Genomic DNA, 24,447 nt, shown 5'->3' with positions numbered 1-24,447 from the left:
CAGGAAAGGACGCTCTTGAACGCATCGATTCTGGCCATGCTCTCTGCCCAGATACTTTCCATCCTGGGCAGCGCCATTGCGGCGATTGCCATTCCCTGGCTGCTGCTCGAGGCCCAGGTCGGCCCCGACAAGATGGCCGGCGTGTTTGCCGTGCAGTCGTGCGCGGCGGTGCTGGCCGCGATCTTCGGCACGCCTTTCCTTGACCGGTATGAAAAGCGCCGCGTCTATATCGGCTGCGATCTGCTGCTGGCCGGTGCCACCTTTGCCCTGATCTCGCTCTATCTGAGCGGTCTGCTGACTCCGTTGATGGTGGCGCTGATTCTGGCGTTTGCCGCGGTGGTCAGCAGTTTCTCGGAAGCGGCGGGCTCGTCGATGATTCCCGAGCTGGTCGAGGACAACGGTGTCACCAATCAGCGGGTCAACGGTCTGATCGGCACCTTCCACAATTTCGGCGATCTGGCCGGGCCCGCCATCGGCGGCCTAGTGATCGCGGGTTTTGGCGCGGTCGGTGCGCTGGCAATCGATGGGGTCTCGTTTGTCCTGTCCGCCGTGTTGCTGCTGCTGTTCGTTGCTCGCGGCAAAAAGCCCGCGCCGGCCCCACAGGCCGAGACCGAGACGCTGCGGACCACCTATCTGGGCGGTATCCGCGAAATCGGCCGCGATCCGGTGCTGCGTACCGTCACCTTTATCAGCGCCATCATCAATATGGTGATTACGCCGCTGCTGGTGCTGCTGCTGCCAGTGATGGTCAAGCAAGCAGGCGGCAGTGCGCTGGGGGTAGGCTCGCTGATTTCCTGTTTCGGCGTCGGCGCTTTCCTCGCTTCGCTGCTCTACACCTGGAAAAACAGCCCGCTGCCGCCGCTGCAGAGTCTGCTTGCCTCGGTGTTGCTGGCCCTGGCGGCCTTTGTGCTGATTCCGCTGGCCGGCAGCTACGTCGCCTATATCGGTCTGTTCCTGATCGGTGCCAGCGTTGGCTACCTCGGGCCGCTCGAACAGACCCTGATGCAGAACAGCTCGCCGCCCCATCTGATCGGCCGGATCATGCTGGCCTACTCGGCCTTCCGCACGCTGCTCGTGCCGGTCGGTTTCTTTATCGTCGGCGGCACGCTGGCGCGGATCGGGGTCAGTGAGGCGTTCTTTGCGCTGGCGGCGCTGCTGGGTGTGGCGGCGCTGTCGCTGCTGTACAGCCTGCTGGCGGAATCGCGTAGCTGGGCCGTGGAAAAACAAGCCTGAGTCGGGGAGATGGCGCGTGATCCGACATAGGCAGAGGTGGCGTCCCCGAGGCACGGAGACGCCTGCCTGCCGGCCCGGAGCGCCATGCTCCTGCCCGGGCTGCTTGCTGTGCATGATTCGACAACCCAATAAAAATCCGTTTTTACAAAGAGATAAATCATGTCGTGTGAAATGACCTTGGGCCCTGGTGCCCCGGTGGGCGCACCGGATATCGCCCGCCTGATTGCCGAGTTGGAGGAGTCGGCCGTCGCGACCAATGAGGCCGCGGCCCGGGAGCGCTGGTCGATGCAGTACCAGGAAGGCTGGCAATGGATAGAGCGCTTCATCATGCAAGCCCATCCCGATCTGGGTCGCAAAGGGGCAGTCTGCCCGTTTGCCCGGCCTTCGCATAATGTGGGCGGCATGTATTTCTCTAGTCTCGATGCCACCGGGCTGTCGTTCGAGTCGTTTATCCAGGTGCTGTTGCAGTTGCCGGACGCCTTCAAGCGGCTGTCTGCCCAAAGCGGTGCCTCGCCTGATCTGTTCTCGCTGACGATCTTTATCGAGGGCCTCGATAGCGAGCAGCACTATCAATTCATCGATCTGGCCCATGCGGTGACCAAGCCGCTGTTCATGAATGCCGGTCTGATGCTGGGCGAATTCCGCCCGCACAGCCCGGTGCCCGGGGTGCATTCCGATCGCTTTCGGCCGATGCAGGCACCCTTGCCGTGCTTTGTGATCCGGGCCATTGCCGTACACGACAAGCTGTTCTTCAGCCAGGAAGGCTCGGTGACGCGCGCCCACGAGATTGCCTGCTATCTGAACTGGGTGGGGCATAAGCTGCCCGAGGCCGAATACCAGCGCTTCTATGAATTGCTCGGCACCGCGCGTTCGCGTCGAGGCGATGCGGTGCTTGAGATGCAGGAGGGGTGAAAGGGAAGGGAGGAGGAAATGGAAAATTTCAGGAAATCCCTGTGCAAGACAAGTGGTAATCCCCAAGATAAATAAAAAATCTATTATTTCCACCTCCACCTCCACCTCCACCTCCACCTCCACCTCCACCTCCACCTCCACCTCCACCTCCACCTCCACCTCCACCTCCACCTCCAACCCATCCACTGTTCCTTTGGTTCCACCCGGTGCTGTTTGCCGGTTTCTCTGCGTTTAGCCCAAAGATTCCACAGCCGAGCGGGATAGTCATGTGAACGGCCTGTGAATAACTTTCTTATCTTTTTGATCGAGCAAGGCTTTTTTTGCTTGCACAAAAAATGGTCAAACTTCGCGGCAGAATAGGGAAGGGGGCGGCGGATGGGGATGGACAGTGGAGTTTTCGTGTGTTTGGACGGATTATATATTAAATATTCATATATTAAATATATTTTCAAGGTGGATAGAGATACCTGCTGGATTTCATCGACTTGACTCCGGTCAACAAAAAAGAAAGCTCATCTATTTCTGGATATTTATCAATCGACGCAATGCCCTAACCGGAGGCAATATGGAAAAAGGATGCTGTGACGGGTTCGAGGAAAATCTGACATCAATTGATAGCGTTGCTTCCTGAGCAATTAATATTCCCGATTGCGGTAATGTTATGGCTGGGATGGTAAAGACGAAAAACAGTCGATTTCTTCACATTGCCAAGACTCTGTACTACGGTTTATTCCATGGCAAGAAATTCATAATGGAGGCGCGTGTGCTCGGAGCACTCAAGACCCTGAGTTACCTGATTGTGCTGCTGATGGCCGTGGCCGTGATCTACGCCGCTTATATGTCGGTCACTTATTGGGCCGGTATCGGCGTCTGAAGGAAAGGGCGTCATGAATAAACGGCAAACAAGACTCTTTGCAATCGGCTCGACGGCTGTGGCAACGCTGGTATTTTTAGGGCTGACCGTTGACAGTCATCGGCAATTTCCCACCCTGACCAACGCCGACAAATTAACGCCCGAAGTCGTGGCGGGCAAGGATGTCTGGCATAAATTCAATTGCATCAACTGTCACACCTTATTTGGTGAAGGTGCCTATTATGCGCCCGATCTGACCAAAATCACCCAATTGCGCGGTGAACAATACCTGACGGCCTATATGAAAAATCCGGCCCAGTTCTACGATGAACAGCGGCATAGGCGACTGATGCCTAAACAGGATTTGAGCGATCAGGAAATCAAGAATCTGATTGCCTTTCTCGCCTGGGTCAGCAATGTCGACAATCAAGGCTGGCCGCCCCGGCCGATTCTGGTGACGGGGGCCACGATCCCCGGCACCGACACCACGGCTTCGCAGAAGGTCGAGTCGGCCAGCGCGATGGCGCCGCCGGCGGCGCGTCCGGTCACGGGGGGCGAGAATCCGATGGCGCTGGGCGAGCGGGTGTTCCGGTCCACCTCGCCGGCCTGCAATGCCTGTCATTCAGTGGCGCCCGGCGTCAATATGGCCGGTCCTTCGCTGGCCGGAGTGGGCAGCCGGGCACTCCAGGCGATTGCCACACCCGGTTATAAGGGTAAGGCGAAAGACGCCCAGGCTTATATCCGCGAAGCCATTCTCGAACCGAGCGCGCATATCGTGCCGGGCGCCATGTATTCGGCCGATGGGGTTTCCTTCATGCCGAACACGTATGGCCAGTCGCTCAAACCCGAACAAATCGAACAGCTCACCGCTTATTTGATGAGCTTGAAATAACCGAGGAGCCACGATGAGATATAAATCTCAGTCTGTCGCGTATTGGTATTTCGCTGTAGCCATGGTGCTTTTTGGGCTGCAGATTGTCTTTGGTCTGCTGTCGGCGACCAAATATCTTGGTCCGGACCCGCTGCTCTATCTATTGCCGTTCGATGTCACCAAGGTCATCCATACCAATCTGCTGATTGTGTGGGTACTGACCGGCTTTATGGGGGCGACTTACTGGATGGTGCCCGACGAATCGCGCACCGAACTCCATAGCGTCAAACTGGCCTATATCCAGTTGGGATTGTGGGTGACCATGGGCGTGACGGCCGTGGTGGGTTATCTATTTCGCTACGGGACCGGCAACAAGCTGCTGGAGCAGCCATTGCCGCATAAATTGGTCATCGTGGTGGTGATGTTGATATTTCTCTACAACATCGGTATGACCATTAAAAAATCCGGCCGTTTTACCACCACCGAAGGCGTGCTGCTGTTAGGAGTGGGCGGTGCAGCGGTGCTGTTTTTCCCGGCCTTATTCGAATACAAGAATTATGTCGTCTCCATCTTCTACCGCTGGTGGACCATCCATTTATGGGTGGAAGGGGTATGGGAGATGATACAAGGCGGCTTTCTGGCTTATCTGCTGATTCGGCTGTCGGGTGCCGACCGCGAAGTGATGGAGAAATGGCTGTATGTAATTGTCGGTCTGGTATTTATCGCCGGCATTCTGGGCACGGCCCACCATTACTACTGGATCGGTGTGCCGGGCTATTGGCTGCCCATCGGCGGTATTTTCAGTGCGCTGGAGCCGGTGGCGCTGGTGGGGATGGCCATCTATGCCTATTCGGCCATCCGCCGCTCAGGCATGGCCCATCCCAATACGCTGGCACTGCATTGGACCGTGGGCAGCGCCGTCTACACGCTGTTCGGCGCGGGGCTGCTCGGGCTGGCCCATACCTGGCCTGCAGTCAATAAATGGACCCACGGCACGCTGATCACCGCCATGCATGGCCATGCCGCTTTCTATGGCGCCTACGCCATGATCGTGCTGGCCATGATCAGTTATGCCTTGCCCGCGATGGCCCCGGGCCGGCGCGAACAGGGCACGACGCTGGGCTACTGGTCTTTCTGGCTACAGATCACCGGCATGTTCGGCATGACCCTGTCGTTTGCCACCGCCGGTATCGGTCAGGTCTATCTGGAGCGGATTCTTGGGCTGGGTTATCTCGATGCGCAGCTGAAGATCCAGGTGCATTTCCTGATGCTGATCGTCACCGGGGCGCTGTTTGCCGTCGGGGTGGCCCTGTTCATCATCGACTTCTTCCGTTATGCACCCAAATTCGAACTGACTCGCGATGTTGAGCCGGTCGGCGGGGCGGTCGGACAGCCAGGGGCATGAGCGGGTGACCAAGCCATCGAACGGCGCGACCACAGAGCCTTACTACCTGCCCGTCGGGCAGGAGATTCAAATCTTCGAGCAATGCCACGCCAGCAATCTGGCCCTGATGCTGAAAGGCCCGACCGGTTGCGGCAAGACCCGCTTTGTCGAGCATATGGCGTGGCGGCTCAAGCGGCCGCTGATCACGGTGTCGTGCCACGACGACCTCAGTGCCAGCGATCTGATCGGGCGCTTTCTGGTCCGCTTCGACGGCACGCAATGGCAGGATGGCCCGCTCACCCGGGCGGTACGCGAAGGGGCGATCTGTTATCTCGATGAAATCGTCGAGGCGCGGCAAGACACCGTGGTGGTGCTGCACCCGCTCACCGACCATCGCCGTCTGCTGCCCATCGACAAGACCGGCGAGCTGATCGAGGCGGCGCCGGGCTTTCAGCTCGTGGTTTCCTACAATCCGGGCTATCAACGCCTGCTCAAGGATTTGAAACCCAGCACGCGCCAGCGCTTCGTGGCACTCGACTTCACCTTTCCCGCCACAGAGCAGGAAGCGGCTATCGTGCAGCGCGAAGGCCGGGCCGATCATGCCCTGGCGCAAGCCCTGGTGGCGCTGGCGCAGCGTGTGCGGGCCTTGCAGGATCGCGGCCTGGCCGAAGTGCCCAGCACCCGGTTGCTGATTGCGGCTGCCCGGCTGGCCGCGAGTGGGGTGGAAGTCCGAGAGGCGTGTTACACCGCCATCGTTTCCCCACTGTCGGACGACGAGTCCCTGGTCGGGGCGATGCGCGACCTGGTCGATGCCACATTCGTGTAGGAGGCTGGGGTGGCGGAAGCCGAAGAGGTCATTACCGATGTCGCTCGCCATGCCACCATCTTTGTGCGCGATCTATGGCGGCGTCAGCGCAAGGATGCCCCCGGCCCCGAACTGACTGCGCTGCGCGATACGGCCCAGCGGCTTGATCTGCTGCTCAGCGCCGTGTTCGGCCGGCGTTTTCTGCTGCGTGCGGCGCAGCCGCCGGCACCGGCAACTTTTCTGAGCAAGGTCTTTCGCCGCGCCGAAGGCCCCCGCACCACCGCCGCCCTGCCGGCGACCGATGGCCACAGCATCTGGCTGCCGCCTCTGCTGTCCACTTCGGCGCAACTATCCGGCCTGCAACAATTCCGCGTCCTGGCGCTGCAACAGGCCCAGCGGGCCACACGTGCCTGGGTGCCACGCTGGCATGGCTTGACCGATCCACTTGAGCGTGCCGTCTATCTGCTGCTGGAGGCGCAGGCAGCCGATGCGGCGCTGGTCAGGCAGCTTCCGGGCATCAAGCAGGCGCTGCAAACGATGCGCGCCACAGCGCTGGCGGCGCGTCCGCCGCTGTCCCTGCTGCCTGACTATCGGGTCCCGCTCGAGCGCCTGGCGCGTGCCTTGCTGACGCAGCAGGTGGAGGCGCTAACCGTGCTGTCCTCCGCGCAATGTCTGGCGCAGGCACAGGCGCTGGCGGCGGATTTGCGGCGGCAGGGCGTGGTGCGGACAAGCGGACGGCTTCTCTACCGCGATCTGTGGACCGGCGAAGTCCGTCCCTTGCCGGCGGCGGTGCGCTATATCGAGGGGTCCGGGCCGTTGGACGAAGCAGACCCGGCCACGCCACGCAGTGCCCGGCTGAGCCGGCGGCCTGAGGTGCGGGAGGCGTCGGATGACGAGGACGACCAGTCTCCAGGCACCTGGATGGTGCAGACAGGCCAACCGCATGAGCAGGCCGAAGACCCGGTCGGTCTGCAACGGCCGACCGATCGCGATGAAGCCGTGGCGGCCGAAGAGTTTGCCGACGCCCTGTCCGAGCTGCCCGAGGCGCGTCTGGTGACGACGCCGGGTCGGGCCAGGGAAGTGCTGCTGTCGGACGATGCGCCGGACCCTCAGACCAAGCGGCTGACCGCGCCGGCCGAGCCGGGCCAGCAGCTTATCCGCTATCCCGAGTGGGATTACCGTGTGCAGGCGTATCGCGAAAACGGCGCAACGGTCCATATCCGCACGGCCGAACAAGGCGAGCCTGCCTGGGTCGAGGCCACGCTCAGGCAGTACCGCACCACCGTCAATCTGGTCAGGCGCCGCTTTGAAATGCTGCGGGCGCAGCGAACCCGGCTGTACCGGCAGCTCGACGGCGATGAGCTGGACCTCGATGCCTATATCGCGGCCTACGCCGATTTCCAGGCCGGCCTGCCTATGCCGCAAGGGCTGTATCAGACCCTGCGCCAGCAGCGAAGAGACCTGGCCATCCTGCTGCTGGTCGATATCAGCGGCTCGACCGATGGCTGGATTTCCGCCAATAAGCGTGTGATCGATGTCGAAAGGGAAGCGCTGCTGCTGGTATCGATCGCTTTGCAAGGGATGGCGGAGCGTAATGCGATCCATGCCTTCTCGGGCGAAGGGGCGCATGGTGTGGTGGTGCGGGTGGTCAAGCGCTTCGGCGAGCCGTTCGATGCCACCATCTCGCGCCGGATCGCACGACTTGAGCCCGAACATTACACCCGCGCCGGCGCTGCGATCCGCTATGCCACCACGGCGCTGCTGCAACAGCCGGCCCAGCATCGACTGCTGCTGATGCTATCGGACGGCAAGCCCAATGACGCCGACGAGTACGAAGGACGCTACGGCATCGAAGACACCCGCCAGGCCGTGACCGAAGCCAAGCTGCAAGGCATCCAGCCGTTCTGCCTGACCGTCGATCGCCAGGCAGCCAACTATGTGCCCGGCATCTTCGGTCTCCACCATTACGCCCTGCTCCCCAAGCCGGACCTGCTTCCAACCGTCCTGCTCGACTGGCTGCGCCGGCTGCTGCGAAGTTAGCGCATTGCCAGACAATCCCGAGTCAGTGTGTCCGGACCCTGAAGGTGGAGAGGCATGGTGCCGACTTGGCTAGCAGGACGCTATGGTGGGTCTGGACGCTCAGATCGAGCGCGAAGCCCGTGTGAATATTCCACAGTAGCGCCTGACAAGGCTGTGTATCGCCTGTGGATAGAATTTGCAGGTGTCTGAAAGAAAAGAGATTTGTCGGGTTGCCTAAATTTTGTGCAATCGAGGTCTGTAGAAGGAAATCCAGATTTGGCGCGGTTTTGCACCGCCAAGCGGGACAATGATGTGTATCGCCTGTTGATAAGTTGATCAGTGTCTTGAAAAGAAAGGGATTTTTGCGTCTGCCTAAAAAATGGGCAATCTAGCGTGCCAGCGGTTTGAGCAGGCGACGCAGCAGGGGGCTGGGGGAGGTGGGAGGCGGTGCGGGAGCGGCCGATGGGTGGGGGTCGTCGGGCGCGCTGACAGGGGTCTGGACAGGTCGGCTGCTGGCGTGATGGCGGGCGGGCAGTTTCTGGCGCGTGCCCAGCGTTTTGTTGGCCATGGCGGGCTCCGGCCGAGGCGACCCATTCAGAGGCCGCCCCGGTATTGGATAAAAAATTAAGCAAAATGGCTGCTAGATAGGGTGCTGGAAATAAACATGAATAAATATCTATTCCAGACCTCTATCCGGTCAACCCTTGATGCACACCACCTGCTTCAAGGTATGGACGACTTCCACCAGATCGGTCTGCTGGGCCATCACCAGATCGATATCCTTGTAGGCGCCCGGGATTTCATCGAGCACCCCGCCATCCTTGCGGCATTCGACGCCACGGGTCTGCTCTTCGAGATCGCGCCGGTTGAAGCGGCGCTTGGCCTCGGTACGGCTCATCTTGCGGCCGGCACCATGTGAGCAGGAGCAGTAGGACTGCGGGTTGCCCAGTCCGCGCACGATATAGCTCTTCGCGCCCATCGACCCCGGAATGATGCCGAGTTCACCCTCGCGGGCCGAGATCGCGCCTTTGCGGGTGACGAACAGTTGCTCGCCGAAGTGGGTTTCCTGTTCCACATAGTTGTGGTGGCAGTTGATCGCTTCGCTATCGAGCTGGAACGCCGGCAGAAAGCGCCGCATTGCCTCGACCACCAGACGCATCATTTCGCGCCGGTTGAGCAGGGCATAGTCCTGGGCCCAGCCGACGGCTTCCACATAGTCGTCGAACAGTGTCGATCCTTCGCAGAAATAGCCGAGATCGGCATCGGGCAGGTGGCGCTGGTTGCGCTCCATATCCTTTTTCGCCGCCGCGATGAAATAGCGGCCGATCACATTGCCCAGACCGCGACTGCCCGAGTGCAGCATCACCCAGACCCGGTCGGATTCATCGAGACACAGCTCGATAAAGTGGTTGCCGCCACCCAGCGTGCCGGCCTGGCAAATCCAGGTGCGCTCGAAATGCCGTTGCATCTTGGCAATGCCGGGGTGGCGCCCGACGATGGCAGCGAGTCTCGCTTCGAGCGGACGGGCCGAGCGGGCGTGGGCGGAGCCGCGCACCTTGTCCCATTCGTGTTCCTCGAAACCGACCGGCACCGCCGCCTCGATGGCGGAGCGGATACGCAGCAGATTGTCGGGAAGGTCGGAAGCGGTCAGGGTGGTGCGGACCGCATTCATGCCGCAGCCGATATCGACACCGACGGCGGCGGGGATGATGGCGCCACGGGTTGGGATGACCGAGCCCACGGTAGCGCCGATGCCCATATGCACATCGGGCATGGCCGCGATATGGCCATGGATGATGGGCAGATTGGCCACATTGACCAGTTGTTCGATGGCCGGGGCTTCGATGTCGGCGGTCCAGACCTTGACCGGCACCCGGCCCTTGTTGAGGGTAGTGAGAATAGGCATACAGCAGGAGATTCCTGATGACCCGACCGTTTGGGCGCACGGCATCCACGGAACGCCACAGGGCGCAAACGGCTCGGGTAAGAAAACAGTACGACAGCCGGACGCGCCAGGGCGCGGGCAGTCCGGCCCCAAGTGATGGGCGGACGGGGCTGTCTTGAATGATAGGCTGCCGTGCGGTCGGACCCGACAGGGTCGCAACGGACCGGAGGGCGAGCTTACAGGGACAGGGAAGTAGCGGTAGTCATCGGCGGTCTCCTTATATCGATGACGAAGCGAAGATCGTATGCGGGCGGCATGCTCGCCGGATCGACCCGGCTTGTCAAGCGCCGTTCGGCGCCCGTCGTGGGAGCGCGGGCGGATTGATGTAGAATCGCGGCTTTGCCGGCCCCATGGCGTTTGCCTGGGGCGTCGTTGTTTGGAACGCCGCGATGACCTTGAAAGCCCCTGAACTGCTGCTGCCTGCCGGCGACCTCGAACGGATGCGCGCCGCCTATGATTTCGGCGCCGATGCCGTCTATGCAGGCCAACCGCGCTATTCCCTGCGCGCCCGCAACAATGATTTCAAGCTGGAGAACCTGCAGCGCGGCATCGAAGAAGCCCATGCCCGCGGCAAGCAATTGTTCGTTGCCAGCAATATCCTGCCGCATAACACCAAGGTCAAAACCTATCTGGCCGATATGGAGCCGGTGATCGCCATGAAGCCCGACGCACTGATCATGGCCGACCCCGGCCTGATCATGATGGTGCGCGAGCGCTGGCCCGAAGTGCCGATCCACCTGAGCGTCCAGGCCAACACGGTCAACTGGATGGGGGTGAAATTCTGGCAGAAGCTCGGCCTGACCCGGGTGATCCTGTCGCGCGAGCTGTCGCTCGATGAGGTGGAGGAAATCCGCCAGCGCTGCCCCGATATGGAAATTGAAGTCTTCGTCCATGGCGCGCTGTGCATCGCCTACTCGGGCCGCTGCCTGCTGTCGGGCTACTTCAACCACCGCGACCCCAACCAGGGCACCTGCACCAACGCCTGCCGCTGGGACTACAAGGTCCACGACAGCTTTGAAGACGATGCAGGCGATGCCCAGGTCATCAAATTCGATTTCAAAGCCGCGATGGAAGGCGCCGAAAAGCACTTTGCCGCCGCCGGCGACACGCCACGCCATCCCTTGGCCGACCGCGTCTATCTGATCGAAGAGGCCAGCCGTCCGGGCGAACTGATGCCGATCATGGAAGACGAGCACGGTACTTACATCATGAATTCCAAGGACCTGCGCGCCGTCGAGCATATCGAGCGTCTGGTCAGGATCGGTGTCGATTCGCTCAAGATCGAAGGCCGTACCAAGTCCAAATACTATGTGGCGCGCACCGCCCAGGTGTACCGCAAAGCCATTGACGACGCCGTGGCCGGTCGGCCGTTCGACCCGAGCCTGCTGGCCGATCTCGACAGCCTTGCCAACCGTGGCTACACCGATGGTTTCTACCAGCGCCACCATAGCCACGAACAGCAGAATTACCTCGATGGCCATTCCAAGGCCAAACGCAGCCAGTATGTCGGCGATGTGCTGAGCGTCAGCGACGGCTGGGCCGAGATCGAGGTCAAGAACCGCTTTGCGGTGGGCGACCAGATCGAGCTGGTCCACGCCGGCGGCAACCGCACGATGGCCATCGTGCAGATGCGCAATCGCGACGGTGTGCCGATCGAGGTGGCACCCGGCAATGGCCATCGGGTGCTGGTGCCGCTGGCGCCCGAGCTGGTCGGCGCCATGGTGACCCGGCTGTTCTGAGCGTGGAGCAGACCGCCACGCCGCTGGCGCGGGTGTTCGGCGAGCCGGTCACGGAGCTGCCGCAGGATCTGTATATCCCGCCCGATGCCCTGCGCGTGCTGCTTGAGAGTTTCGAGGGGCCGCTCGATCTGCTGCTCTATCTGATTCGGCGGCAGAACTTCGACATTCTCGATATTCCGATGGCCCAGGTGACGGCCCAATATATGGAATACGTTGAAGCGATGCGCTCGTCGCGGCTCGAACTGGCGGCCGAATACCTGTTGATGGCGGCCCTGCTGATCGAGATCAAATCGCGCCTGCTGCTGCCACGGCCGGTCGAACTGGTCGAGGGCGACGGGGTCGATCCGCGCGCCGAACTGGTGCGGCGCCTGATGGAATACGAGCAGATCAAGCTCGCTGCCTTTGAACTCGATCAGCTGCCCCATGCCGGCCGCGATTTCAGTTGGGTCGCGGTATGGTTCGACCGCGAACTGGCGCCGCAACTGCCCAAGGTCCGTCCGGCCGACCTCAAGTCGGCCTGGCTGTCCCTGCTGGCCCGTGCCCGCCACCACCGCCACCATACGGTGCGGCCCGATGAGCTGACCGTGCGCGAGCAGATGGGCGAGATACTCAAGCGCCTCGCCGGTGGCCGCTTCGTCGAATTCGCCGAGCTGTTCGATTGTGGGCGTGGCGTGCCGCTTTTGGTTATCAGCTTCATCGCGGTGCTGGAGCTGGTCAAAGAGGGCCTGATCGAGGTCAATCAGGCCGAGCCCTATGCACCGATCTATGTCCGGCTCGCCGCTGCCTGAATCGACTATGCAACCGCTGATCCACGACCTCCGCCATATCAAGACCGTACTTGAGACTGCGCTGCTGGTAGCGCAGGAACCCCTGTCGCTGCATGACCTGAAACGCCTGTTCGCCGAGGAATTGAAGGCCGAGCTGCTCAACGATCTATTGCAGGAAATCCAGGACGATTGGGTCGGTCGAGGCGTGGAGCTGGTGCGGCTGGCTTCTGGCTGGCGTTTTCGCGCCCGGCTCGAGTTTCAGCCCTATCTCGACCGGCTGGCGCCGGAAAAGCCGCCGCGCTATTCGCGGGCGGTGATGGAAACGCTGGCGATCATCGCCTACAAAGGGCCGCTGACCCGCGGCGAAATCGAGGAAATCCGCGGCGTGGCGGTATCGACCAATGTGGTGCGCACGCTCGAAGAGCGCAATTGGATCGAGGTAGTGGCCTATCGCGAAACCCCCGGCCGTCCAGGCCTCTATGCCACCACCCGGCAATTCCTGGACGACCTCGGCCTCAAGAGCAAGGCCGAACTGCCGCCGCTGACCGAATTGGGCGCCCTGGCCGTGCCTGATCTGGCTGGTGGCGACGAGTCCTGAATCCCCTTCTTGCTCCAGAAACCGTCTGCAAGCCCTTGGCCCTGTCAGCCGCAAAGCAGCGTCATGGCTCATCGCTTGCGTCCTCGCTGCTGTTTCCAAGCGAGCGCACAGTAAATCTCCGATCGTCTTCAGCAACGATATCAACGTCCGCAAACCCTTGAGTCGGCTTGGCTGCCAAGCGGCCCGACACATCAGGGTCATTGTCCGCACAGGACAGAGCCATGGATGCCGCCGTGGCTTGTGAGCTTCGGTCTGGATGCCCTGGCGACTTTGCTTGTCTGGACGCTGTATTGAAGCTGGATCGGTGTGACGACTTGCAGTTTTTCGGTCGTGGGTAGGGCGGGTGTGGGGCGTGATGCGGCGTGGAAATGGTGCTGCTTTCTTCCGGGGGTTCATGCATGAAAAATTTAAAAACGATTATTTTCTGCTGTATGTCTAGCAAACACTTTTCCTGAAATTTGACTTTTTGCTTGAGGAATCTATCCGCCATGGAGGAGGCTGAGTGGGCGGATGTGGAGGGAGAGGCTGGTGATCTGCCGGGCTGTTCGAGCCAGCTCAACCGCCCGTCGGTCCCGCTGCGGCGTTACATCGTTTATTGGAATATTGGACTAGGCTGTAAAGAATATAGGATCGCTGACATGACGGCTGAGGCGCTGGGGGGCGCCGGGTCGGCGGGGCAGGTGACGCGCAGGCGGCACCGGCGTCGGGACGGCAGCGCCATAAGGCGATCCATCGGTTGCGCGGAGGAGAGCATGGGCGAACTGCTGGGCATAGTCGCGCTCGACAAGAGTGGCGAGACGCGGCGCGGCCATATGGCGGATGGGCGGCCGGTGTTATTGGTCGCAGCGCCTTGGTTGCTGGGACGAACCATCGAGGCACAGGCGGCAGGCCATGCCAGCCTGACGCCATTGCTTGGCACTGCCGAGCACGACGGCGAATCGTGGCTGGTCTATGAATGGCGCGAGGGCGAACGGCTGCTCGATCGGCTGGCGGGCCGGCCGTTGCCGGTGCGCGAGGCAGTGTTGCTGCTGTTACGGCTGCTCGATGGGGTGGTCCACGCCATGTTGACCGGCACGCGCTGCGGCCCGCTATTACCTGAGCGGATCTTGCTGGGTGAGGACGAATCGCTGCTTGCCGCTGCCGTGGTGCCGGCCGGGGCGCCCTATGTCGAGGCGCGCCGCGCGGCAGGTGAATTGCTGTACGAACTGCTGACCGGAATGGCGCCGCAGCCCAATGAGCGGGGCGAGATTCTGTTGCCGGCCAATCCCGATATCGATGTCGGGCTGGAGGCGCTGGTGCTGGGGGCGCTCGGTGAATCGGGCGCGCCACGGCTGGCCACCGTGCTCGATCTGCGCGGCGCCCTGGTCGATTACCGTGACCAGCGCTATGGTCCCGACCGCAGTGGCCCGGCTGGCGGCAGTCTGGCCCGGCTTGACGACAATGACGACTTTCCGGCCCTGTCGCGCGCCATCAGCGCGATCGGCCGTATCACCGAACTCGACGGCGAGCGCCTACAGGTGCTCGCTACCGTGATCCTGCATGACTTCTCCCTGACCAATAAGGTGCTGCGGCTGGCCAATTCGGCCAGCTACGGCCAGTTTGGCGGCACCATCAGCACGGTGTCGCGCGCCATCATGGTGCTTGGCTTCGAGACCATCAAATCGATTGCGCTGTCGCTGGTATTCATCGAGCAATTGCATGACCGCGCCCAGGCCGAGCAGCTCAAGGACGAGGTGGCGCAGGCTTTCCTGATCGGCCTGGTGGCGCGGCTGTTGGCAATGCGCTGCAACTATCCAAGCCAGGAGGAAGCACGAATCGTCGGCCTGATGCACCCGCTGGGGCGGCTGACGGCGCTGTTTTTCTTCCATGACGAGATGGCCGAGATTGCCCGCCGGGTAGCGAGCGGTGAGGCCGAATCGGCAGCGGCGCGTCAGGTATTGGGCAGCAGCTTCGAGGAGCTTGGCGTGGCAGTGGCCCATGAATGGCATCTGCCCGATAAATTCGTCGTCAGCTTGGGGCTGGAGCCCAACCCGCCACGTAAACCCCGTCACGACGCCGACTGGCTGCGCTTATTTGCCAATGCAGCCAGCACCCTGACCGAGGCGGCGCTGGGTGAACCCGCCGCCCTGGGGCAGCAACTCATCCAGGTGCGCCAGCACTATGGTGCGGCGCTGGGGCTGCGCGAAACCGATCTGCACGCCATTCTGGAAACCGCCGCCCGCGCCTGTCTGCGCGAGGCGGAAATCTTCGGTCTGAATCTGCGCCCCGACGGCATCCTGATCCGGCTGCGGCGCTTTCTGGGCGAACGTCCGCCCGCGGAAGGCACGACACCTGAGCCGGCTACGCCCGAACCCGCTCAGCCGGTGCCGCAGGACCGGCCGGAACAGGTCGAGGCCTTGTCCAATTGCATCCAGGAGGTGACCGAGGCGCTGGTGGCCGACTTTCATCTCGACGATCTGCTCTATGTGATCGTCGAGACGCTCTACCGCCAACTCGAAGCCGAACAGGCGCTGATTGCGGTGCTCAACCCAAGGCGACATGCACTGGTTGGCCGTTTCGGCTTTGGTGACCGGATCGAGCAGTTGCTGCCGCAGTTCGTGGTACCGCTTGGTGGCAGCGAGGATATCTTCGGCGAAACCCTGGCGCACAACCGCGATCTGTTGCTTGACGATATCGAGTCGGCACCGCCGCTGGTACGCATCCCCGCCTGGTATCGCAAGCTCGGCGCCAGCCGCAGTCTGATGCTGTGGCCCTTGGTCGTCGATAGACGGGTAGTGGGTCTGATCTATGTCGGGGCGGCGGTGGGCAGGCTGCGGCTTGGCCCACGCACTCGACGGCTTTGCCACACCTTGCGTAATCAAGCGGTACTGGCGATCCGGCAGAAGCTGCCTCCCGCGTGACTTGTCCATTAACTGACCGGCTGTTGTGTCATCACAACGGTGGCAAAAGACGCTGCGGCGGCTCGCCGGTGGACACTGTGCGGTTTTCCTGGTGGAGCGTGTAGTGAGGGTGGGCTGACCTACATAAAGCAGGTAATTTTATTTTTCTTGATTTTTCCTTCCTGTTATTTGGCAGGAATGTCTTGATTTTTTCCAAATATCGTGTCGACCGTCAGATTGGCTATGCCGTCTTCATGGACTACGGTTCTTGAAGAGCCAAGGGTTTATTGGGTCAATGTGCGATGCCGCATTAGAGTTTTTGTTCTCTGCCGGAGAATCTTGTTTTTATTGTAATTTTTCCTATTCCTCTATATTGTGCGTCGCACAAGCCGGATTGACGCTTGCCGTACTCCGGTTTCATAATAGCGGGATGTTGCAGCGCAATAATCCGCGCGGCACGGTGTCGCAACCGTGTGGATTCCCGCCCAAGCCACTAAAGGAGATAAGCCATGTTCGCAGCCACCGATTTCGCCCGGATCAGCCAGAACCAACTGGAAAAGTCGATCCGCCTGTCCAATATCGCCATTGCCGGGGTGGAAAGACTGGCCAATCTGCAACTCAATTACGCACGTGAACTGCTCAAGGACAACAGCCAAACCGCCCGGGCACTGTCCGAAGTCCGCGATATTCAGGGTCTGGTTGCCCTGCAACAGCAACTGGCCCAACCGCTGGTCGATAAGGCGCTGGCCGTGGCCAAAGATGTCTACGACGTCGCCAGCGACACCCAGTCGGAAATCACCCAACTGATCGAAGAAGAAGTCGGCGAATTCAACCGCAATCTCGCCACCACCCTGGACAAGGCCGCCCGTTCGGCCCCGGCGGGTTCGGAGATCATGGTGTCCACCCTGAAGAACGCCGTCGCCACCGCCACCTCGGCTTATGGCACGGTGGTCAAGACTGCCAAGAAGGTCTCCAACGATATCGCCGAAGCCGGCGTCGCCGCCGCCGAAACCTCGGTCAAGGCTGCCGAGCGCGCCAGCCGCAAGACCACCAATAACCCGGCCGCTGCCTGAATCGACGGCCGGCAGTAATCAAAAAGCCCCGCCAATGTGCGGGGCTTTTTGTTGGGTTGATTCAGTCATCCGGCTGGCTCGGCTCAGCTGCCAGATGCTCGGCCAGGAAATCGACCAGCGCCCGCACTGCCGGCGACAGGCCGCGTTGGGTGGGATAGACCACATGCAAGATGGTCGGCGGCAACGACCAGTCGGGGAGTACCTTGATCAGGGTCCCGGCTGCCAACTCGTCGGCGCAGTAGTACTCGGGCAGGAAAGTGATGCCCAGCCCAGCCAGCGCCGCTGGTTTGCGCAGATGGAAATCATCGACAGCCAGACGTACCTCGAAATGGTATTCGCACAGCTTGCCTGTCGGATCGAGCAGCGCCAGGCTCATCCGCCTATCGGGACCGACCGCACCCAGCAGCGGTAATTGGGCCAGCTCCTCGGGTCGGTCTGGCATCGATCGTTCGGCGAACAGGGCGGGCGAGGCCACCAGATAGGCCTGCATCGGCCGCAGCCGACGGGTGGCCAGATGCGGGTCTTCCTGACCGGCAATCCGCACCCGCAGCGCGACATCGATGCCTTCCTCGATCAGATCGACCCGCCGTCCGGTCAGCACGAATTCAAGTTGGAGTTTGGGATAACGCGCCAGAAAGGCCGGCAGGCGCTGCGACAACTCCTGCCGCGCCAGCGAACCGGGACAGGCGATCCGCAGCCGTCCGCTTGGCTCGGCCCGTAAGTTGGCCACGGCCTGCTCCGCCGCCTCGGCCTCTTCCACCAGCGCCTGGCAATGGCGCAGATAACGTTCCCCTACCTCAGTGAGTGCCAAGCGGCGGGTACTGCGTTGCAGAAGGCGTACCCCGAGCCGTTGTTCCAACTCGGCGATCCGGCGAGATAAGGTCGACTTGGGCAGGCCCAGCGCCCGCCCGGCGGCGGCAAAACCGCCGTGTTTGACCACCTGGGCAAAGTAATACAGGGCATTCAGATCATGCATGGATATTGTTTCTCAGATGGAACAATGTGATGCAAATTGGCTGTCTAGTGGGGCACTGTTGCAAATCTTATGATGATTCCAAGTACACGGCCAACCCAGCCGTATCATCAAACACAAGTATTTGGAGTACATCATGAAGGTACTGCATCTGGATTCGAGCATTCTGGGCGACGCTTCGGCTTCGCGCCAACTGACCCGTGAAGTCGTCGAGGCCTGGAAGCTGAATCAGCCGGGTCTGGAAGTGGTCTACCGCGACCTGGCCAACGACGCCACCACCCATCTGTCGGGCCAGAGCTTTGCTGCCGCCGCTACCCCGGCCGAATTGCGTACCCATACCCAGCAGCATGAGGCGGCGCTCGGGGCGGCGATTCTGGAGGAATTCCTCGCGGCCGAGGTGATCGTGCTGGGGGCCCCGATGTATAACTTCAGCGTACCGAGCCAGCTCAAAGCCTGGATCGACCGTATCGCTGTCGCTGGCAAGACCTTCCGCTATACCGAGAACGGGCCGGTCGGGCTGGCAGGCGACAAGCGGGTGGTGATCGTGTCTACGGCCGGCGGCTTGCATGCCGGTCAGCCTTCGAGCATCGCTCATGAGGATTATCTGCGGTTGGTATTGGGTTTTTTGGGTATCACCGAGATCGACGTGGTGCGTGCCCAGGGGCTGGCGATGGGGCCGGCTGCGCGCGAAAGCGGCTTTGCCGTGGCCCGTCAGCAGATTGCCGAGTTGTTCGAGCCGGCACTGGCCTGAACGACTGACGTTAAAAAGCCGCCGTGGGATTCACGGCGGCTTTTTGTTTGCTGTAGGGAGACTAGGTCTGCGATTGCAGATAGTTCTGGATGCCGATCTTGACGATCAGTTCGAGCTGGGTTTCGAGCCAGTCGATATGTTCTTCTTCGCTTTCCAGGATCGACTCGAACAGCTCACGGCTGATGTAGTCGCTGACCGTTTCGCAGTAGGCGATCGCTTCTTTGAGCAGCGGAACGGCCTCCATTTCGAGCTTGAGGTCGCATTCGAGGATCTCCTGGGTATCCTCGCCGATATAGATCTTGCCCAGCTCCTGCAAATTGGGCAGGCCTTCGAGAAACAGGATGCGCTCGATCAGTTGATCGGCATGCTTCATTTCATCGATGGATTCGTGGTACTCGTGGTCATTGAGCTTGGACAGACCCCAGCTCTTGAACATACGGGCGTGGAGAAAGTACTGGTTGATCGCGGTCAGCTCGTTTTTGAGCGCGCCATTGAGATAGGCAATGACCTGTTTGTCGCCTTTCATTTTTGTTCCTTTCCACATCGGTGGGCGCGGTCGGGTCCGCGCATCCACAGAATGGTAAGTCGCAAAAAGGCGCAAAACAAGCTCCAGAGCCGGTTTCAGGCGGCTCGGAGAGAGAATGGGAATTGTTTTTTCAGGCAGGCACCAAGGTGTCGCCGAAACAGGCACTGCCGTTGCGACTGGTACGGCCTTGTTCCTCACGCATGACGCTTTGGGCGGTAACAGCGCACTTGCCGCAGCAACCGGCTACCCCAAGTTCCTTGCGCAGGTCGCGCATCGAGCCACAACCATCGCGGACAGCCAAGCGGATTTGCTTGTCGGTGACGGCATTGCAGATGCAGACGTACATGGAGATGCCCCGGAAACCTGAAACTGTGTGAATGATAGCCATTATCAACCACAAATACAATTGGTTCTCATTGTCAGACTGTCTGTTTGTGCAAAAAAACGGCGACCAGAAGGCCGCCGTGTCGCGCTTGCCGTTTGTCGGGTCGCTTACATATTGGGATAGTTCGGCCCGCCGCCGCCTTCGGGTACCACCCAGTTGATATTCTGGGTCGGGTCTTTGATATCGCAGGTCTTGCAGTGGACGCAGTTCTGGGCGTTGATCTGCAAACGCGGCGAGCCCTCGGCGATGCCGACGAATTCATAGACCCCGGCCGGGCAGAAGCGCTGTTCGGGGCCGGCATAGCGTTGCAGATTGACCTCTACCGCCAGTGCCGGATTCTTGAGCTTCAGATGGCTGGGCTGGTCTTCTTCATGGTTGGTGTTGGAGATGAACACCGAGCTCAAGCGATCGAAGGTCAGCACGCCATCGGCCTTGGGATACTCGATCGGATCGCATTCATCGGCCGGGCGCAGGCTTTCGTGGTCGGCCTTGGTATGGCGCAAGGTCCAGGGCAGGCGCAGACCCAGCGAATGACACCACATATCGAAGCCGCCGTAGATCGTGCCGCCCCACATGCCAAAGCGGGTCAGGGCCGGCTTGATATTGCGCACCCGGTCGAGGTCTTCCCATACCCAGGAACGGCGCAGTGCCTCGGCATAGGCGGTCAGCTCATCGTGGCCGGCACGGTTTTGCTGGACGATGGCGTCAAAGGCCGCTTCGGCCGCCAGCATCCCTGACTTCATGGCGTTATGGCTGCCCTTGATACGGGGCAGGTTGACAAAGCCGGCCGAGCAGCCGATCAGCGCGCCCCCGGGGAAGGTCAGCTTGGGAATCGATTGCAGGCCGCCTTCATTGATGGCGCGGGCGCCATAGGCAAGCCGTTTGCCGCCTTCGAAGAAGCCACGGATCGCCTCATGGGTCTTGAAGCGTTGGAATTCCTCATAGGGGCTGAGGTGCGGGTTTTCATAGTTGAGGTGGACCACGAAGCCCACCGCCACCTGATTGTCTTCCAGATGGTAGAGGAAGGAACCGCCCCCGGTCGAGGCATCGAGCGGCCAGCCTTGCGAGTGGATCACCAGGCCCGGCTGATGTTTTTTCGGGTCGATGCGCCACAGTTCTTTGATGCCGATCCCGAACTTCTGCGGATCGACCCCGTTGCGCAGGTCGAAACGCTGTTGCAGCTCCTTGGCGAGCGAGCCGCGCACGCCTTCGGCGATCAAGGTGTATTTGGCATGCAGCTCCATTCCGGCGGCGTATTCGGGCTTGTGGCTGCCGTCACGGGCCACGCCCATATCGCCGGTGGCCACGCCCTTGACCGAGCCGTCATCATGGTACAGCACTTCGGCGGCGGCAAAGCCCGGGTAGATTTCGACGCCCAGCTCCTCGGCCTGACCGGCGAGCCAGCGGCAGACATTCCCGAGGCTGACGATGTAGTTGCCGTGATTGTTCATCAAGGGCGGCAACAGGAAATTGGGGATGCGGTAAGCTTCGTCGGCTTCAAGGATCAGGAAGCGGTCTTCAGTCACCGGGGTATTGAGCGGGGCGCCGCGCTCCTTCCAGTCGGGGAACAGCTCCTTGAGCGCAATCGGATCGATCACTGCACCCGACAGGATATGGGCGCCGACCTCTGAACCTTTCTCCAGCACGCAGACGCTGATTTCGCGGTTCTGCTGCGCCGCCAGCTGCTTCAAACGGATGGCCGCCGACAGACCGGCCGGGCCGGCGCCGACGATCACCACGTCGTATTCCATGAATTCGCGTTCCACTGTGTTCCTCTCGCTCTTGTGGGGGGCGGCCGATCGGGCAGCCATGACGATATGCGTTAAACCCCAATGATAAGGGACGAGCCGCTATCGCATCAAAACGGCCGTTTAAATCGCCAGGCTCGCCGCTGCTTGGCCGGACGCGCTTTCCACGCCGATACCTCCTTATGGATAGCTCATCGTTCAAGCGCTTGCTTTGTATCGGCGCAACAGCCGGCAGAGCACTGTCGTGCAAAAAGACGAAACCATAACAGCACCGCCGTCACATAGCGTAAGGGTCAAGTAAGCACCCACTTCGAATTTCAGGAGGTTTTCCGCATGACGACTGGCATTCACGGCAACGTTTCCCTTTTCTGTCTGCCCTGTATCTCGGGCTCCGGCCCGCTCGACGATTTCGCCGCCGGGCCGACGGCCCGCCACGTCGACAATGGCAGCGAGCGGGTCCGGCCAGACAGCCCATGGCGGCGTGGCGACCTGCCCGCCGCTCGGCTGACCCGCCGGGTCAGCGCCCCGGCTGATCTGGGTGGAGCAGAAGCGTTGGCCCGGGCTGTCGGTCCCCGTCACCTCGACCTTGACCTTCACGCCGACGGTTCGGTCCGGCTGCGGCTCGATCGGCCACCGGTGCGGCAACTGGTGTTCTCGGGAGGCGGCGCCAAAGGGGCAGCCTATCCCGGGGCGATCCAGGCGCTGCAACAACGCGGCGTGCTCGACGGCGTCAAGACGCTGGCCGGCTCCTCGGCCGGCGCCATCACGGCGGCGGTACTGGCCTGCGGTCTGTCGGCCGAGCAGTTCACCGAGCTATCCAATACTCTCGACTTCCAGGCACTGATCGGCGGCCATTTCCAGGCCGAGGCGGCCGGCCTGGAGACGCTGATCCGCGAGCAGGGCCGCCGCGCGGTACTTGGCCATCTCGAGCGCTATCTGGCTGACCATCCCGCCACACCAGCCCTGACTGAGATCCGCAGCCGGCTGGAAGCCGGCGCCGGCGTGACATTTGGCGATCTGCGCGTCCTGTCGCGCCTGATCCCGTCAATCAAGGAACTCCGTTGCACCGGTACGGCAATGATCGATGGCCAAGGCCAGCTCGCCTTGTTCTCGGCCGATGCCACGCCCGAGATGGATATCGCCAAAGCCGCCCATATCTCGGGCGCCTTTCCCTATGTATTTCGTCAGGTCGAACACCAGATGCCCTACGGGATGGCGCACTGCTTCCAGGATGGCGGGGTGATGCTCAATATTCCGGTGGCCGCCCTCGTCGATGCCGATCCGGCTGCTGAACCATTGCCTGCCAGCGATCAGATCGTATTTGGCTTTGAAGGCGGCAGTCTGCGTCAGGTGATGACGGGTGCCGTGCCGGAAAAGCGCGGTGGTCTGCTGAGCCGGCTCAAGGATTGGATCGTCGGCGCCGACCACTCGGCCTGTAGCCACTTTCAGCAGCGCCAACTGCTGGTGCATCGCGATCAACTGGTGATGGTGCGGCTACGCAATGAAGAAGGTCATTTCAGCGGTTTGCGCAACGGCACCTTGAATTTCGGGATGAGCGAGGCGGCCAAACGGGCGCTGCAACGCGACCTGGCCGCCGATGTGAATGCCCATCTGGACCAGCGTAAGCCGCTCGATCTGCGGTTTGCCTCGCTCGATCAGGCGCTGTATGCGCTCGATGAGGCCGATCTGCGCGAACTCGCTGCGTCCGACTGCGGTCAGCATGAGGCCATTGTGGCCGTGCTGCATGTGCGTCGCGAAGCCGATCAAGCCATCGATGCCCTGGCGGCCAGCGTGGCCAGTCTGGCGGCCAACCGGCTGGACCTCACCACGCAGCCCCTGGCCGGGCAGTTGCAACAGCTCGACCGGCTGGCCGAGGGCAACCCCGAGCGGCTGGCTTATCTGGCGCGCCAGCTCAACCGCCCGCCGGCCACCGATCTACAGCGACTGCTCGATCAAGGCCGTATCCAGGGCGCTGCCGGCTCGGCCACCCTGGCCGCCGCACTGGAGGAAGCCAGCAGGCGCGATGCCAAAACAGCGGCGTTCAACCTGTTGCGCGATCTGGTCTATCCGGCCCGGTTCCGCGCCATGCAAAGCGGCCATAACGCAGTGGTGCTGAGCCGGGTCGAAGCGGCATTGCGCCGTGCCGAGTCCCATGCCGACATCAACCGCGCCCTTGACGATCTGATCGCCCACTATCGCCACCGTCTGCTGATCGGCTTTGGCGAACCCGAGGTGGTCAGCCGGGCCCGAGCGGCACGTTTTCCCGAGGCCTGACGACAGGACGGTGGCCTGTCTGCGGATCTGTCGCACAGGCAAGCCCACCTGATCAAGATAAGAAACCCGTCTTCAGGCAAGTGCACGACTCCGCGTCCATGGCGCTTGCCCAGAGACTCATCTGTTCCCGGAAAAATTGCCTCATGAACGATTTCCCCCGTTTCACCCAACTGACCACTGCGCTGGCTGCTGTGCTGGCACTGGCCGAACTGCCCGCCGATGAGCCGGGCATCTGTCGGCTGACCATCGATGGCCAGATCACCGTCCATCTATTCAGCGCTGACGATCATGACCTGCTGCTGGCTGCCAGAATCGGCCGTCTAGCTGCGGACGCGCCGCCTGCCCTGCTGTGGCGCTTATTGCAGGCCAACCAGATGGATGCGCCTGAGCAGCCCTTCCAATTGTCGCTCGATCAGGCTGGTGAGCTGCTGGCCTGGGCGCGCTGGCCGATTGGCTTGGAACAAGCCGAGCGGATTGCCGACCTGGCCTTTGCGCTGGCGGAGCTGGTGGTGCGCTGGCGTGGCCTGTTGGCGGAGCCGGAAGTGGAGGAGGGAAGGGAAACGGCACCGGCGGGGCTGGCGTTGGTGTAGATTCAAGCAGAATAAATATATTCTGCAATTTGTCTGCAAGGATTGTGGATGTATTTATTAAAAAATAAATAATAACTGTGATATCGGAAGGCGGGTCCTGATCGGGCGTCCAAGCCCGCATC

21 protein-coding genes are annotated in these 24,447 nt (G+C 61.3%); 15 read left to right on the top strand and 6 right to left on the bottom strand.

From position 1 onward, the window contains the following. Nucleotides 1-15 precede the first annotated feature (15 nt). The 7 genes from ACFOW7_RS07325 (at nt 16) to ACFOW7_RS07295 (ending at nt 8,098) form a co-directional block, all read left to right on the top strand. The gene (locus tag ACFOW7_RS07325) at nt 16-1,233 is read left to right on the top strand and encodes an MFS transporter (protein WP_378162639.1); all 1,218 of its coding nucleotides are present in this window, start codon (nt 16-18) and stop codon (nt 1,231-1,233) included. A 159-nt stretch (nt 1,234-1,392) separates the two neighbouring features. Next, nucleotides 1,393-2,145 (top strand): DUF6875 domain-containing protein, encoded by a 753-nt coding sequence (locus ACFOW7_RS07320; RefSeq protein WP_378162637.1) that lies wholly within the window; start codon nt 1,393-1,395, stop codon nt 2,143-2,145. A 751-nt stretch (nt 2,146-2,896) separates the two neighbouring features. After that, the gene (locus ACFOW7_RS07315) at nt 2,897-3,019 is read left to right on the top strand and encodes a hypothetical protein (protein WP_378162634.1); all 123 of its coding nucleotides are present in this window, start codon (nt 2,897-2,899) and stop codon (nt 3,017-3,019) included. A gap of 13 nt (nt 3,020-3,032) precedes the next feature. Next, nucleotides 3,033-3,890, top strand: a complete 858-nt coding sequence (locus ACFOW7_RS07310) for a c-type cytochrome (RefSeq protein WP_378162631.1) — start codon at nt 3,033-3,035, stop codon at nt 3,888-3,890. Nucleotides 3,891-3,903: 13 nt separating this feature from the next. Further along, nucleotides 3,904-5,274: a cbb3-type cytochrome c oxidase subunit I gene (locus ACFOW7_RS07305; protein WP_378162629.1), complete on the top strand. Its 1,371-nt coding sequence runs from the start codon at nt 3,904-3,906 to the stop codon at nt 5,272-5,274. 4 nt (nt 5,275-5,278) lie between these two features. Beyond that, nucleotides 5,279-6,079 carry an AAA family ATPase gene (locus ACFOW7_RS07300; RefSeq protein ID WP_378162617.1) on the top strand — a complete coding sequence of 267 codons (801 nt, stop codon included), beginning with the start codon at nt 5,279-5,281 and terminating at the stop codon, nt 6,077-6,079. Nucleotides 6,080-6,088: 9 nt separating this feature from the next. Continuing rightward, complete coding sequence (locus tag ACFOW7_RS07295; protein ID WP_378162615.1) at nt 6,089-8,098, top strand: nitric oxide reductase activation protein NorD; 2,010 nt, start codon at nt 6,089-6,091, stop codon at nt 8,096-8,098. A 367-nt stretch (nt 8,099-8,465) separates the two neighbouring features. Here ACFOW7_RS07295 and ACFOW7_RS07290 read toward each other — a convergent pair whose 3' ends face one another. Both ACFOW7_RS07290 and ACFOW7_RS07285 read right to left on the bottom strand, forming a co-directional pair. Next, entirely contained in the window at nt 8,466-8,645 is a 180-nt protein-coding gene (locus ACFOW7_RS07290; RefSeq protein ID WP_378162613.1) for a hypothetical protein, read from the bottom strand. A gap of 129 nt (nt 8,646-8,774) precedes the next feature. Beyond that, nucleotides 8,775-9,983 carry an RtcB family protein gene (locus tag ACFOW7_RS07285; RefSeq protein WP_378162611.1) on the bottom strand — a complete coding sequence of 403 codons (1,209 nt, stop codon included), beginning with the start codon at nt 9,981-9,983 and terminating at the stop codon, nt 8,775-8,777. 434 nt (nt 9,984-10,417) lie between these two features. On the opposite strand from ACFOW7_RS07285, the gene trhP reads away from it, so the two are divergent. The 5 genes from trhP to ACFOW7_RS07260 all read left to right on the top strand — a co-directional run bounded on the left by trhP (nt 10,418) and on the right by ACFOW7_RS07260 (nt 17,078). Next, complete coding sequence (gene trhP, locus ACFOW7_RS07280; protein WP_378167986.1) at nt 10,418-11,761, top strand: prephenate-dependent tRNA uridine(34) hydroxylase TrhP; 1,344 nt, start codon at nt 10,418-10,420, stop codon at nt 11,759-11,761. A gap of 2 nt (nt 11,762-11,763) precedes the next feature. Then, nucleotides 11,764-12,549 carry a segregation and condensation protein A gene (locus tag ACFOW7_RS07275; protein ID WP_378162609.1) on the top strand — a complete coding sequence of 262 codons (786 nt, stop codon included), beginning with the start codon at nt 11,764-11,766 and terminating at the stop codon, nt 12,547-12,549. A gap of 7 nt (nt 12,550-12,556) precedes the next feature. Beyond that, entirely contained in the window at nt 12,557-13,126 is a 570-nt protein-coding gene (gene scpB, locus ACFOW7_RS07270; RefSeq protein ID WP_378162607.1) for an SMC-Scp complex subunit ScpB, read from the top strand. 752 nt (nt 13,127-13,878) lie between these two features. Further along, nucleotides 13,879-16,026: an HDOD domain-containing protein gene (locus ACFOW7_RS07265; protein ID WP_378162605.1), complete on the top strand. Its 2,148-nt coding sequence runs from the start codon at nt 13,879-13,881 to the stop codon at nt 16,024-16,026. Nucleotides 16,027-16,514: 488 nt separating this feature from the next. Continuing rightward, the gene (locus ACFOW7_RS07260) at nt 16,515-17,078 is read left to right on the top strand and encodes a phasin family protein (protein WP_378162603.1); all 564 of its coding nucleotides are present in this window, start codon (nt 16,515-16,517) and stop codon (nt 17,076-17,078) included. Nucleotides 17,079-17,139: 61 nt separating this feature from the next. Here ACFOW7_RS07260 and ACFOW7_RS07255 read toward each other — a convergent pair whose 3' ends face one another. After that, nucleotides 17,140-18,054 carry a LysR substrate-binding domain-containing protein gene (locus tag ACFOW7_RS07255; RefSeq protein ID WP_378162601.1) on the bottom strand — a complete coding sequence of 305 codons (915 nt, stop codon included), beginning with the start codon at nt 18,052-18,054 and terminating at the stop codon, nt 17,140-17,142. A 133-nt stretch (nt 18,055-18,187) separates the two neighbouring features. Between ACFOW7_RS07255 and ACFOW7_RS07250 the strand changes: the two genes are divergently transcribed. Next, complete coding sequence (locus tag ACFOW7_RS07250) at nt 18,188-18,802, top strand: FMN-dependent NADH-azoreductase (protein ID WP_378162599.1); 615 nt, start codon at nt 18,188-18,190, stop codon at nt 18,800-18,802. Nucleotides 18,803-18,863: 61 nt separating this feature from the next. On the opposite strand, the gene bfr is transcribed toward ACFOW7_RS07250, so the two are convergent. From bfr to ACFOW7_RS07235, 3 genes are all read right to left on the bottom strand, one after another. Further along, nucleotides 18,864-19,328 (bottom strand): bacterioferritin, encoded by a 465-nt coding sequence (gene bfr / locus ACFOW7_RS07245; protein WP_378162596.1) that lies wholly within the window; start codon nt 19,326-19,328, stop codon nt 18,864-18,866. A gap of 130 nt (nt 19,329-19,458) precedes the next feature. Beyond that, nucleotides 19,459-19,674: a bacterioferritin-associated ferredoxin gene (locus ACFOW7_RS07240; RefSeq protein ID WP_378162594.1), complete on the bottom strand. Its 216-nt coding sequence runs from the start codon at nt 19,672-19,674 to the stop codon at nt 19,459-19,461. Nucleotides 19,675-19,820: 146 nt separating this feature from the next. After that, entirely contained in the window at nt 19,821-21,464 is a 1,644-nt protein-coding gene (locus tag ACFOW7_RS07235; protein ID WP_378167984.1) for an electron transfer flavoprotein-ubiquinone oxidoreductase, read from the bottom strand. A gap of 330 nt (nt 21,465-21,794) precedes the next feature. Here ACFOW7_RS07235 and ACFOW7_RS07230 point away from each other — a divergent pair, with 330 nt between their 5' ends. Both ACFOW7_RS07230 and ACFOW7_RS07225 read left to right on the top strand, forming a co-directional pair. Beyond that, complete coding sequence (locus tag ACFOW7_RS07230; RefSeq protein ID WP_378162592.1) at nt 21,795-23,735, top strand: patatin-like phospholipase family protein; 1,941 nt, start codon at nt 21,795-21,797, stop codon at nt 23,733-23,735. Nucleotides 23,736-23,878: 143 nt separating this feature from the next. Beyond that, entirely contained in the window at nt 23,879-24,325 is a 447-nt protein-coding gene (locus tag ACFOW7_RS07225; RefSeq protein WP_378162590.1) for a CesT family type III secretion system chaperone, read from the top strand. Nucleotides 24,326-24,447 lie beyond the last annotated feature (122 nt).

This window comes from Chitinimonas lacunae (assembly GCF_042650885.1).
Taxonomy (GTDB): Bacteria; Pseudomonadota; Gammaproteobacteria; order Burkholderiales; family Chitinimonadaceae; genus Chitinimonas_A; species Chitinimonas_A lacunae.
The sequence above is the reverse complement of the archived record's forward strand: the minus strand, read 5'-3'. Positions and strand labels throughout refer to the sequence as shown.